This is a genomic window from Burkholderia sp. IDO3 (assembly GCF_003366075.1).
In the GTDB taxonomy this organism is placed as follows: domain Bacteria; phylum Pseudomonadota; class Gammaproteobacteria; order Burkholderiales; family Burkholderiaceae; genus Burkholderia; species Burkholderia anthina.
Genome location: NZ_CP028962.1, coordinates 178,134 through 190,700 on the forward strand (window position 1 = coordinate 178,134; position 12,567 = coordinate 190,700).

General features: G+C 62.5%; 8 protein-coding genes. 3 read left to right on the forward strand and 5 right to left on the reverse strand.

All coding sequences use genetic code 11. The annotated features are described in order from the left end of the window. Positions 1-40 precede the first annotated feature (40 nt). The 5 genes from tssH to tssK all read right to left on the reverse strand — a co-directional run bounded on the left by tssH (position 41) and on the right by tssK (position 7,293). Positions 41-2,764, reverse strand: a complete 2,724-nt coding sequence (gene tssH, locus DCN14_RS00830) for a type VI secretion system ATPase TssH (RefSeq protein ID WP_096500825.1) — start codon at positions 2,762-2,764, stop codon at positions 41-43. A gap of 136 nt (positions 2,765-2,900) precedes the next feature. Then, complete coding sequence (locus DCN14_RS00835) at positions 2,901-3,386, reverse strand: Hcp family type VI secretion system effector (protein WP_006494514.1); 486 nt, start codon at positions 3,384-3,386, stop codon at positions 2,901-2,903. Between the two features lie 108 nt (positions 3,387-3,494). Then, positions 3,495-5,216 carry an OmpA family protein gene (locus DCN14_RS00840; protein WP_096500823.1) on the reverse strand — a complete coding sequence of 574 codons (1,722 nt, stop codon included), beginning with the start codon at positions 5,214-5,216 and terminating at the stop codon, positions 3,495-3,497. Continuing rightward, the gene (locus DCN14_RS00845) at positions 5,213-5,944 is read right to left on the reverse strand and encodes a DotU family type IV/VI secretion system protein (protein ID WP_096500821.1); all 732 of its coding nucleotides are present in this window, start codon (positions 5,942-5,944) and stop codon (positions 5,213-5,215) included. The genes DCN14_RS00840 and DCN14_RS00845 overlap by 4 nt, the downstream gene beginning before the upstream one ends. Further along, a complete protein-coding gene (tssK, locus tag DCN14_RS00850) occupies positions 5,941-7,293 on the reverse strand; it encodes a type VI secretion system baseplate subunit TssK (RefSeq protein ID WP_096500819.1) in 1,353 nt (450 codons plus the stop codon). The genes DCN14_RS00845 and tssK overlap by 4 nt, the downstream gene beginning before the upstream one ends. 599 nt (positions 7,294-7,892) lie before the next feature. Between tssK and tssB the strand changes: the two genes are divergently transcribed. The 3 genes from tssB to vgrG all read left to right on the forward strand — a co-directional run bounded on the left by tssB (position 7,893) and on the right by vgrG (position 12,562). After that, a complete protein-coding gene (tssB, locus tag DCN14_RS00855) occupies positions 7,893-8,405 on the forward strand; it encodes a type VI secretion system contractile sheath small subunit (RefSeq protein ID WP_096500817.1) in 513 nt (170 codons plus the stop codon). A 73-nt stretch (positions 8,406-8,478) separates the two neighbouring features. Continuing rightward, on the forward strand, positions 8,479-10,011 hold the full coding sequence (gene tssC / locus DCN14_RS00860) for a type VI secretion system contractile sheath large subunit (RefSeq protein ID WP_096500815.1): 1,533 nt from the start codon (positions 8,479-8,481) through the stop codon (positions 10,009-10,011). Positions 10,012-10,093: 82 nt separating this feature from the next. Continuing rightward, positions 10,094-12,562, forward strand: a complete 2,469-nt coding sequence (gene vgrG, locus DCN14_RS00865) for a type VI secretion system Vgr family protein (RefSeq protein ID WP_096500813.1) — start codon at positions 10,094-10,096, stop codon at positions 12,560-12,562. The last annotated feature ends 5 nt before the right edge of the window (positions 12,563-12,567 follow it).

Consider the following 12,567-nt stretch of genomic DNA (forward strand, 5'->3'; position numbering starts at 1 on the left):
GTGTCCTTGACGTTGAACCGTGGTGGAGTGGGTTTGGCCATCATTGAGGTAGGGAAGATGTCTGGTTCGAGTAATCTGCGGTGATGTGCCGATCGACAAAATCGATCGTCAGGTTCCCCTCGGCCGAACTCGACAGCACGATCTTCTCCGGTGGGGCACAGGTGGTCATGCGCGCAAGCAGTTCGCGCGACACGCTCGGCAGGATTCGCTGATCGAGGAACGCATCGACATTGCGCGCACCGGACTCGCGCGCGAGGCAAAGCTCGGCCATCGCGTCGATCAACGACTCGTCGCACGCCAGCTCGACGCCGTGTTGCCGGCGCAGGCGGTCGGCGACCTTCGACAGCTTGAGCCGTACGATCGACGCGAGCGCGGCGGCGTCGAGCGGCCGATAGACGAGCGGCTGGAAGCGCGCGAGCAGCGCGGGCTGGAAGTGCGCCACAAGCTGCGGGTGGATCGACTCGAGCAACGTCGCGTGAGAAATCTCGGGATCGTCGGCGGTCATCTCGTCAATCCGTGCGCTGCCGAGATTGGACGTCATCAGGATCACGCAATTGCGGAAATCGATCTCGCGCCCTTCGCCGTCGCGCATCATGCCGCGGTCGAACACCTGATAGAACATGTCGAGCACGTCGCGGTGAGCCTTTTCGACTTCATCGAGCAGCACGATGCCGTACGGCCGCTGCCGCACGGCTTCGGTCAGGATGCCTCCGCGGCCGTAGCCGACATAACCGGGTGGCGAACCTTTAAGTTGCGACACCGTGTGTGCTTCCTGATATTCCGACATGTTGATCGTCGTGAGCGCAGCCTCGCCGCCGAACAGCAGGTCGGCCAGGGCCAGCGCCGTTTCGGTCTTGCCGACACCCGATGGTCCTGCGAGCAGAAAGACACCGAGTGGCGCATGTTCATTCTTGAGGCCAGCCTTCGCGGTGCGCAGGCTCTCGGCGAGCGCAGCCAGTGCGTCGTCTTGTGCGACCACGCGCCGGGCCAGTTGCTGTTCGAGATTCAGCAGGCTCAGTAGTTCGTCGTCGACGAGGTTGCCGACCGGCACACCCGTCCATTCCGCAACGACACGTCCGATGGCCGCCGCATCGACATCGACAGAGATCAACGGCGCCTTGCCTTGCCGGTCGGCCAGTCGGCGTTTGATATCGTCGAGCTGGCCGTGGCGGGTCGCCGAGCGGTCTTCGGCGATTTCGGCGCGATACTGGTGAACGAGGCGCACCAGCTCGAGTTCGCCGGCATGGCGCGCCTGCAAGCCCGTCAGGATGTTCCGCGCCTCGGACAATGCGCTCTCCAGCGTCGCGCGCCGAGGCGCAACGTCATCGATACCGGCCCGCGCGTCCGCGTCGAGCGTCGCCTGTTCGAGTTCGAGAGCGGAGACCGCGGCACGCGCGCGCTGCAGTTCCGCGGGCGGCGATTCGAGTCCCATTCGCACCCGTGCGGCAGCGGTATCGATCAGGTCGACGGCCTTGTCCGGCAGTTGCCGCGCGGGGATATAGCGTCGCGAGAGCTTCACTGCCGCGATGAGCGCATCATCCCGAATGTGCACGTTGTGATATTCCGCATAGCGGCTCTTCAGGCCCCGCAACATCAGGCACGCCGCATTGTCGTCGGGTTCGTCGACCTTGATGATCTGGAAGCGACGCTCGAGCGCGGCGTCGCGCTCGAAGAATTCCTTGTACTCCGACCAGGTCGTTGCCGCGATCGTACGCAGTTCGCCACGTGCGAGCGCCGGCTTGAGCAGGTTGGCAGCGTCCGCACCGCCGGCGGCGTTGCCCGCGCCGATCAGTGTGTGCGCCTCGTCGATGAAGAGCAGGATCGGCTCGGGCGAAGACTGGACCTCGTCGATGACGTTCTTCAAGCGCTGCTCGAATTCCCCCTTCACGCCGGCGCCGGCCTGCAGCAGGCCCAAATCGAGCGTCAGGATGCGCACGTCACGAATCACGTTCGGGACGCTTGCCTCGGCGACACGCAGCGCGAGGCCTTCGACGAGCGCGGTCTTGCCGACGCCCGGTTCGCCGACGAGAATCGGATTGTTCTTGCGCCGACGCGCGAGCACGTCGACCATCTGCTGGATTTCGCGATCGCGGCCGAACACCGGATCGATGGCGCCGCGTCGAGCCTTGTCCGTCAGGTCGATCGTGAAACGGGAAAGGGCGTTGCCGTCGGTGGTGTGCCGGGGTGCGAGCGTTGCTGCCGCGACGGGCGAGGCCGATGCGGGCGTCTGATCGGCTACAGGAGCGATCGGGTGGTCATCCGCTCCGGCGTCGATATCCTCCGGACGCAAGCTCTCGCACGAACGATGGGCAAGTCGCGGCAGGACGCGCTGGATCTGCGTGCTGCTGACGGACAGCAGCGGCCAGGCGTTTTGTGCACGCAATACATGGGGCCGATCGACGATCGCCTGCAGCAGATCGCCGGATCGGATGGTCGCGTCGTCGGTCTCGGACGCTGCATGGAGCCATGCGTCTTGCAGCATGGTTGCCAGTTGCGGAGAGAGGGCCGGTTTGCCGCGAAGGTTGCGTGGAAGGTGCTCGATCGAGGCGAGCAGCGCATCCCAGACGGTGTCGATGTCGATACCGTAATGCCCCAGAATTGCAGGGATGTCTCCGTCCCCGGCTTCGATCAGTTTCAGCAGCCAGTGCTCGACGGTGATCTCGTCGGCGAGACGCGTCTGGCATAAGCTCACGGCCGCTTCGAGCGCCTTCGCGCAGTGTGGATTGAGTCGACGGAGCAGGTGGGTCGTGTCGCGCGGAGTCATGTCGATGTCTGAAGAGGGAGGAGGCGAGGAGCGGCCGTTGGCCGGGCCCGGTGTCTAGGACAGGAAGACCAGCCTGAACCGGTCAGGCTGGCAAAAGAACCGCTCGCGGAGCCGGCGGTTCGACCATCGGCAAGGATCAGGACCGCTCGTTCCAGGTGTCCTTGTGGATAATGTTGCCGTCCTTGTACGACCAGGTGATCGTTTCGTAGCGAAGCTCCACGTTTTCGAGGTGGTTGTGCTTCTCGTAGTCCGGGTTCTTGATGTCATGCATGACCGGATTCACGGCGACGATCTTCACGTTGTCGAGCTTCGTGTTGAAGTACTCCTTCTCCTTGCCCGCGTCGTCGATCTTGTACCACTTGATCTCGACCGACTTGAGCGTCTGGCCGCTCGTCACGGCCTTGTACAGGTACGGCGTCGACGCGTCGGTTTCCTTCGTCAACGTGATCGGCTTGTGGACGCGCGTGCCTGTCAGCTTGCCGGTGTTGCCGTCGGTCGGGATATGCACGCCGTGGTCGAACGCAACGAGTTCGACGCTGCCTTCGCGGTCCTGAACCGTCACCGAACCCTTGATGTCGGCGCCGCCGTCGTCCTTGAGCCACATATAGGCCGGAATTGCCATTTCCTTACTCCTTTTCTTCTACTGTTACGCACTACTGAACTCGCCGGGAGCTAGCCCTTGAGCTTGAGAATCCCGAAGCGGATTGCTTCGGGGGCTGAACCTGAATGGCTACTTTTCCGTGTCCGGCACCAGGGTAATTTCCACGCGACGGTTTCGCGCGCGACCGTCGGGTGTGTCGTTGCCGGAAAGCGGGCGCGTCATGCCGTAGCCCTGAATCGCAAACCGGGTCGCGGAAATGCCGGATGCGTCGACCAGCCAGTCGCGCACGGCCTCCGCGCGCGCGGTCGACAGCTTCAGGTTGCTGTCCGGATTGCCCACGTTGTCGGTGTAGCCGGCGACGAGGATGCGTTTATCGGGATGCGCGTTGATCATGTCGAGTGCGCCGACCATGGCACGGTTCGACCCCGGCTTCAGCAGTGCCTTGCCGCTGTCGAACAGTGACATGCTGTCGAGCGAGACGACAGCAGGCGGGGGCGGAGGCGGCTCGTAAGATGCGATCGCGTTGTTCAGCACCGGCATCAGCTGTGCGCCCCGATACATGCCGAACGACAAGCGCAGCGGAATACCGGTGCGCGCGTAGCGGTCGAGTTGATCCCGATCGGCCACGAGCGCCTGCAGCGCGTCCCGCTTTGCGTCATCGTGCTTTACCGGGATTGTCGAATAGCGGCCGAGATCGGCGGCGATACGATCCAGCAGTGCTTCGTTGTTCCTGGCTGCGCCCCAGAATGCGACGGCAGCGGTGCAGGCGAGCAGGGTCAGGGCGTGGCCCACGGCGGCCTGACGAGGAGACATCCAGTATCGCCGCGGCATCGCCTCGATCAGCGACTGCGGAAGCGGCCACGGCGTCGGCGAGGCGGTGGAGGTTACACGCGCCACGCGCGTCCGCATTTCGACGTCGCGTTCCCACGGGTTTCGGGGCGCACTTGCCGGTCCGCAGTCGATCCAGCCGGCGCCGAACAGCGCCCACTGCGCCGCCGGCTGTTGTCGGTCCGTCAGTGCGCCGAAAATCACGCGCTGCGTCCAGCCGACGATGGAGGCCAGGGCGGCGGCGCGCGTTGCCGCAACGCGATCGCCGGCCGCGCGCTCGACCTCGTTTTCCGCTGCGCGGACCACGGATTCGAAACGTTGGCCACCCGTCAGGCGCGCGGCCGACGACACGCCGTACCACACCGGCGTCGAGAGGTCGACAGGGGCGGTGGTGAGCCGCTGGTAGACCGCGACGTAGCCGGGTAGTCGCGTACCCAGCATGCGGGCGGCATCGGCGACGGCCTGCCGTACGGCACGCAAGTTTTGCGTCAGCGTGTCGGTTTCCGCGTGCAGCGCAGGCGCGACGGACAGCACGACGCCGTCCGGCGCCCGCCCGTCGCGCCACTGCCTGACCGCAACGGCCAGGCGCGGCAGATCCTGGGGGCGATCGACGCGCAGCCAGATGCCGCCGTCGCCGAGGTGCACGTGCCGGGCCTCTCCCGTACGGTCGAACAGTGCGGGCAGACCGTCGCCGGTCACCAGCACGAGCGGCATGCGCGTGCGCAGCGTGACCGGAATGTCAGCCGTCGCTGCGCCCAGCGCGGCCAGCACATGCGCGCTCTGGCTACGCGCGTGGCCAAGCCTGCACGTACACCACACCATTAGCGCGAGCGCGACCATCCCGGCGATGGCCGAAAGTGTCCAGGCGACGCTGGACCCGAGCGGAAGCACCAGCCAGATCACGGCGAGCCCCAGCACAGTTGCGAACGTGACCATGAACCGGGATGGGTAGCCGAGCCCTTCGTGGCCGCGATCGGGCGGCCGCTTCGATTCTGCAGAGAGAGCAGGCAAGTCGGATTTCACGGGCGAATGGCCTTTGTCGCGACAAGGTGCGCGAGTTGCCCGTCGAGTACGGTCGACCAGACGCCCCATACGATCGCGGCGGCGATGCACGCGAGTCCTGCGATCGCCCATGGAGACAGCCGGTAGAACCAGTCGGACACGCGCCGTTCGACACGATCCGCGATGAATGGCCGATCCGGGGCAGGGCGCAGCGTTTCCAGCCTGGCATTCAACGACGCGATCAGCGCAGTCCGCTTGGCTTCACCGTCACGGGCGTACCGGCCGACGAATCCCATCCCGAGGATGGCCGAGTAGCACTCGAGCAACGCGACGGGCGGCACTGGTTCGCGCATGCGCGCGTCGATCCGCTCGAATACGCGTTCACCGGCTTCGTGCAGGTTGAACTGCTCCACCTGTAGCGGCTCGCGCTCCCATGCGGCCCGGGATTCACCGGGCAGGTGTCGCAGCGCTGTCTCGTCGAGCAGCCCGCACTGCGCAATCAGTACCTCGTTGCGCACGTCGTCCGGAAATCCCCGTTGCTGGAGGGCGCTCGAGAATTGTTCGACAAGCTGCTTGCACCGGATCCTCAATGTGACCGCGTCCTGAGCCCGTCCGCCCGAGGCGAGCGTCGTCACAAGCAGCGCGGTGTCGCGCAGCAGATCGCGCATCCCATCGCTGGGCGGGCTGCTGGCGCCCGCCGCGTTCGGCATCAGGGCGGTGTCGTTTCGGTTGGTAGTCAGGGCGTTCATGAACGCAACACGGCGTAAAGTTCGAGCGAAGCGTCTGGTACCGACGCGGGCAGGTAGATCTGGCAGGCTCGCGCGGCAAGCATCTTCGCGTGCACGGCACTGGACGCGTCCAGCGCGAAATACTGATTGTCCAGACGCACCGGGATCGCGCCCGGCACGCGCTGGACGGCCTTGAGCGGGACGCCTAGCAGAGCCGAATTGATGATGTGTTCGACGTCGTCGGGAGCACCGATCTTGCAAAGCCGTGGAAACTGTTCGACCAGCTCGAACGCGGGCATCGGCGCGTTGACCGACAGATACCAGTCGGCGGCATCCGCGACGATCCGTTCGTCGAGGAACTGGCCGGTCCAGGTGGTCGGCCCCTTGCGGGTGAGGCCGATCGATACGACCCGCGACGGAATGATGGCGTCGAGCAGATTGCGGATCAGCGATTCCAGTCTCGCGAACACCTCGTCGGCTCGCGCATGGTCGTACGCCGGAATGTCGGTGAGCTGCGCTTCGGTCGAGAACGTCATCAGTGCGCTCGTCAATTGCGCGAGTGTCGTGTACAGATGCTCCGGAGGGCGACCCGGATGCGCGGCGAACAATCGCAACTGCGGCCATGCCGCGTGGATGCAATGCAGCAGCCAGAAGAGTTGCACATCGGCCACGCCGTATTCCGCGACCTCGGCGATGCGTTCGCTGCGACGCGTACCGAGCGCGAGCGTCTTGGCGTGCAGGATGTCTGCCAGACGATTGATCCGCTCGATGTGCAGTGGATGGCCGCCGAGCGTGAGGCACGGCGGCACGAATTGTCGATCGACCTGGAACTGGCCGCCAGATCCGCGCGTCAGTCGCGCGATCGCACAGACCGTGTCGTCGGCGTGCGACTCGAAGTCGAACACCAGCCGCACTGCATGCCGTTCGACTGCGATTTCCGCGTCGCCGGCTCCGTTCAGGTCGCCGACCTTGACGAATTCACGGTAAGCGCGCCGTGGGCGAGCGAGCGACGTCTCGTCGAAACGGCAGTTGCTGCCATTCGCATCCGATAACGCGAGCGCTGCGAACACAACGACGCTCTGCATGTCCGCTGGCACACCTTGCGTCAGATCGCGCGCAGACGGGAGTGTATCGGCGACGGTCGTATCGATCGGGGTGCCGTCCGGAAAACACAGCCTCAGGCGGGCGAGTTTCAGGCGCCCTGTCGACAGCGCTTCTTCGTCGATCTCTACGCCAAGCGTTCCCCACGGCTGCGCCATAGCCGCGCAGGCGTACTGACGTAGCGCAAATTCAGCCCATCTATCCTGTTGCTGAAAATGCTGCTGCGTCAGGATGAGGCCCTCGTGCCATAGCGGCTTCGCGATTCGCATGGTCTCTCGTGTGGTGTGTCTGTTCGTTATTCGGTTCAAGGGCGTAACCTATACATGACATTTTTTGTAATGTACAACCTATTTTTTAAAATCCAACTAGTTTGGTTTACTAATGGAAATTTTTGAAATGTGAACAAATGAGATGATTCGTTAACCGATTATTTTTGGGATATATGGTTTTTTTGATGGATTTTCGTGTCACTGGAAAGGGTGGTGTGTGAGCAGTTGGAAAGGCGCCGGCGGCCCGCCTGATAGTGGATTTGGGGAGGTGTGAATGAGTTGAAGTGGCGTCTTTATGGGCTCGTATGTCAATTATCTCGAAAATAGGCGATGTCTTTTGAATTTGTTAATTGTCTCGGGATGTTTGCGATTTTTTGCATTTGGTGATTGTGGTTTTTGAGCGACGTGCTTTGACTGTCTAAGCATTTGCCGTGTATAAGTCCCATGCGATTCCGTCGTGTGGGCGGAGGCCATGCGATGAAATATCGATCGAGACATCCTGCGCATTGAATCCGATGCGTGATGTATCGACGAGACCATCGTGTTGAATGCGCCGTGCTCCTGTCCAACGCTTGACCATCACTAAATAAGGATTGCAAATGGATAGCTTCCAGAGGGAAATTCCAAAGAGCCGTGTCTCGATTACGCTGGATTTGCATACGGGCGGGGCCCAGAAGAAGGTCGAGTTGCCGTTGAAGCTGCTCGTCGCGGGCGACTTCAGCGCGGGCCGTGAACAGGCGCCGCTGGCCGAACGCAAGAAGGTCAATATCGACAAGAACAACTTCGATGCAGTCCTGGCCGACTACGCGCCGGATCTCAAGATTGCCGCGGAGAACACCCTGACCGGCGACGGCTCGGAACTGCCCGTCAATCTCTCGTTCCGCTCGATGAAGGATTTCGAGCCCGAGCAGGTTGCTCGCCAGATTCCCGAGCTGCAAGCGATGCTGGCGATGCGCAATCTGTTGCGCGACCTCAAGTCGAATCTGCTCGACAACGTCATGTTCCGCCGTGAGTTCGAGAAGATCCTGAAGGACCAGCGCCTCTCCGACAAGCTGCGTGGCGAACTGGGGCAAATCGCCACGGCCACTCTGCAACAGGAAGGCCATGCGTGAGCGCGGCCGGCCCAAGACGGCCGTCACCGCCTCCCGCAACCAGGCAGCCATACCAAACGTGACTGAGAGACACATGAACCAGAATGAATCGCGCCAGGGCGCTACGGAAACGATGGTGCTCGAAAACGACAGCGTCTACGCCACGCTGTGCAACAAGATCAACCTGAAGCCGGTCGCCGAGGCGCGGCCGATGGAAGCATTCCGCGACAACGACGCATTGTCGGAGGCATCGGCCGACGAACGGGTCGCGCGCGGCATGGACGCGCTGCTCAACCTCATCGCGAAGGAAAGCAAGCCGGTCGACCGGCTCGACAAGTCGCTGCTCGATTTTTACATCGGGCAGCTTGACCGGCAGATCGGCCGTCAGCTCGACGCGGTCATGCATGCACCGGATTTCCAGGCGCTCGAAGGTCGCTGGCGAGGCCTGAAGATGCTCGTGTCGCGCACGGACTTCCGCAGGAACGCCCGAATCGAGGTGCTGGATGTATCGAAGGATGCGCTGCAGCGCGACTTCGAGGACTCGCCGGAGCTGATTCAGAGCGGCCTGTATCGTCTCGCATACATTGAGGAGTACGACACGCCGGGCGGACAGCCCATCAGCGCGATGATCAGCGATTTCGAATTCGCGAACTCGCCGATGGATGTCGCGCTGCTGCGCAATATTTCGAAGGTTGCGGCTGCGGCGCACATGCCGTTCATCGGCTCGGTGGGTGCGGCGTTCTTCGGCAAGCATTCGATGGAGGAAGTCGCGTCCATCCAGGACATCGGCAACTACTTCGATCGTGCCGAGTACATCAAGTGGAAGAGTTTCCGCGACACCGACGATGCGCGCTATGTTGGCCTGACGATGCCGCGCGTGCTCGGCCGCCTGCCGTACGGCAAGGATACGACGCCGGTGCGTGCGTTCAACTACGAAGAGGCGGTGAAGGGCCCGGACCACGACAAGTATCTGTGGGTCAACGCGTCATTCGCGTTCGCGGCCAACATGGTGCGCAGCTTCGTCAGCAACGGCTGGTGCGTGCAGATTCGCGGCCCGCAGGCAGGCGGCAAGGTGGAAGACCTGCCGGTTCACCTGTATGACCTCGGCACCGGTGTGCAGCCGAAGATTCCGACCGAAGTGCTGATTCCGGAAACGCGCGAGTTCGAGTTCGCGAATCTCGGCTTCATTCCGCTGTCGTTCTACAAGAACCACGACTTCGCATGCTTCTTCTCGGCCAGCTCGACGCAAAAGCCGGCGTTGTACGAGACGAAGGAGGCGACGGCCAATAGCCGCATCAACGCGCGCTTGCCGTACATCTTCCTGCTGTCGCGCATCGCGCACTACCTGAAGCTGATTCAGCGCGAGAACATCGGTACGACCAAGGACCGGCGTCTGCTCGAACTCGAGCTGAACAACTGGATCAAGGGGCTCGTGACCGAAATGAAGGATCCGGGCGACGAGCTGCAGGCGTCGCACCCGCTGCGCGAGGCGAAGGTGACGGTCGAGGACATCGAGGACAACCCGGGCTTCTTCCGCATCAAGCTGTTCATCATCCCGCACTTCCAGGTCGAGGGCATGGATATCGGCTTGTCGCTCGTGTCGCAGATGCCGAAGGCCAAGGGCTGATCCGACGTTTCATGCATGACCCGCCGGGGCGCCGATGGCTGCCCCGGCGGTACCGTTGTGTTCGTGCACCTGAGAGAAAACCATGTCGATGATCCTGCCGTCGCAGGCTTATGAATTGAAGCTGGCGCCGCACCCGGCGCCGACGTCCGTGCTGCGGTTTACGGGCCGGGACGCCGTGAGCGAGTTGTACCGCTACGACATCGAATTCACGAGCCCGATGGCGGGTATTCCGATGGATCAAGTGGTCGGCCGCCCCGCGAAATTCATCGTCGCACCGGTCGATCCGAACCTGGACTATCTGCGCAGAATGTTCGGCGAGAACGCCGGGCAATTCAGCACGATGTCGCCGGCATATACGATCCACGGCGTCATCACGCAGTTCGACGAGTTCGGCAGTTCGGCCGATCAGACCCACTATCGGGTGCGGCTCGAGCCGAAGCTCGCCGACCTGAACCGGGGCGCGACGAGCCGGCTGTTCCAGAAGCAGTCCGTCGAGGAGATCGTGACCGACACGCTGCGTCATTACGGCTACCGGGCCGGGGTCGACTTCCTGTTTCAGCTGCGCGGCGAATACAAGCGGCGCGAATACATTACCCAGTATCACGAAACGACATTTGTCTTTATCCAGCGTATTTGCGCGGAAGAAGGGATCTGGTTCCGCTGGGAGCAGAAGAAGGATCACGCGCTGCTCGTGTTTGGCGACGATCTGGATGCCTACGCACGCAAGCAACGCATCGTGTCGTACCGGCGAGACGCCGGGCTCGAGAGTGCCGGCGCGGACGCGATCAAGACGCTCGAGAAGCGGACCCGGCGTGTACCTGAGGCCGTGCGGCTGCACGACTACAACCATCGGCAGGCCGGTGTGTCGCTGCTGGTCGAGGAAAATGCCGCGCGCGACGACACGACGACGAGCGGTGTTGATTACTGTTGGGGCGAGCATTACGAGACGCCGGAAGAGGGTAAAGGTGTGGCCCGCCGGCGTCACCAGGAGCATCTCGCAGCGCAGATCGCGTTCAAGGGCACGGGCAATCCGTTCTGGCTCGAAGCGGGTGAAGTCATGCGGATCGAGCCGAACCTGGCGGACGCGAAGCACGGGATCTTCATCACGGCGGTGGAGTCGCAGGGCGGGCGCGATCAGTCGTATTGGATGACCTTCGAGGGGATTTCGTCTGATCGTGTGTGGCGCACGTCGATCGATACCATCGAGCGACCGGCCATCGATGGCATTTTGCCCGCACGCATTACATCACCCGGTGATTATAAGTATGCCTATCTGACTGAACAGGGCTGGTATGTAATCAAGCTGCCGTTCGATCTCGATGAGTGGAGCCCGGGTGGGACAAGCCGGCCTGTGCGGTTCGCGAAGCCGTATAGCGGTGACAACTACGGGCATCACTTTCCGCTAATCGATGGGGCGGAGGTGGCCGTTGTGTTCACGCAAGGTCATCCGGATCGGCCTGTGATCATCGGGGCGATGCATGACAGCGTGCATCCGGATCTTGTCACCAGTCAGAACCATACCCGAAATCTGATCCGTACCGCCGCGCAGAACGAACTGCGGATGGAGGATAAGGAAGGTGTCGAGCACGTTCATCTGACGACGCCGTTTCAGACCAGTGAGCTCAATCTGGGGCATATGGTTGACGGTGAACGCGAGGAACGTGGGCGTGGCGCGGAGCTCCGAACGGACGGCCACGTCGCCATTCGCGGTGCAAAAGGCGTTCTAGTCACGGCAGAGGCCCAACCGGCAGGCAATGGTCAACAGCTCGCGATGGAGCGTGCGCAGGGATTACTCGATCTGGCGCTTCAGCAAATGCGTGGGCTCGGAGAGGCCGCGCAAACCGCGCAGGCCGTGGCGGCCGACTATGACCGCCAGCGCGTGTTGCTTGACGAGACGTTGAAAGAACTCAAGAAGGCAGGGGTTCTCGTGAGCGCCCCGGACGGCATGGGTCTCGCTTCAGGAACGGATCTTCAGATTACCGCGAACGACAATTTGATTGCCACTACCGGCGGGAATGCCGATTTCGGCGTCATGAAGCGGTTTACCGTGTCAGCCGGCGAACTCGTATCGATCTTCGCGCAGAAACTTGGCTTGAAGCTCTTTGCCGCCCGGGGAAAAGTTGAGATCCAGGCACAAAGCGACGACATGCACCTGATGTCCGACAAGGACATGCGAATCACGAGTGCGAACGGGCGGGTCACGATCGAGGCGAAAGAGGAGTTGCTCCTCAAGTGTGGTGGATCGTACGTCCGCATCGCTCCGACGGGCATTGAGGACGGCACGCGTGGCAATCGCACGATCAAGTCGGCCGCGTTCAGTCGGCAGGGGCCGAGTTCGCTCGCTGAAACGATGAATACGTGGAAGCACGCGAGGTTTGACGATTCCTATGTCGTGCGAAACCCGTCCACCGGCGAGCCGCTGACCAATGTGCAGGCCGAGATCAAGCGGGACGACGGCAGTGTGCTCAAGGTGTTGACGGACGAGCTCGGTAAGACGCCGCAACAGAAGAGTCTCTTCACCGAGCATGTTCGCATTCGGCTGCTGGACTGAATTCA

Excerpts from the sequence above, each read along its gene's own strand:
- vgrG (WP_096500813.1), top strand. The coding sequence starts at position 10,094 with ATGTCGATGATCCTGCCGTCGCAGGCTTATGAATTGAAGCTGGCGCCG.
- tssH (WP_096500825.1), bottom strand. The coding sequence starts at position 2,764 with ATGACTCCGCGCGACACGACCCACCTGCTCCGTCGACTCAATCCACAC.
- tssC (WP_096500815.1), top strand. The coding sequence starts at position 8,479 with ATGAACCAGAATGAATCGCGCCAGGGCGCTACGGAAACGATGGTGCTC.
- DCN14_RS00845 (WP_096500821.1), bottom strand. The coding sequence starts at position 5,944 with ATGAACGCCCTGACTACCAACCGAAACGACACCGCCCTGATGCCGAAC.
- tssK (WP_096500819.1), bottom strand. The coding sequence starts at position 7,293 with ATGCGAATCGCGAAGCCGCTATGGCACGAGGGCCTCATCCTGACGCAG.
- DCN14_RS00835 (WP_006494514.1), bottom strand. The coding sequence starts at position 3,386 with ATGGCAATTCCGGCCTATATGTGGCTCAAGGACGACGGCGGCGCCGAC.
- tssB (WP_096500817.1), top strand. The coding sequence starts at position 7,893 with ATGGATAGCTTCCAGAGGGAAATTCCAAAGAGCCGTGTCTCGATTACG.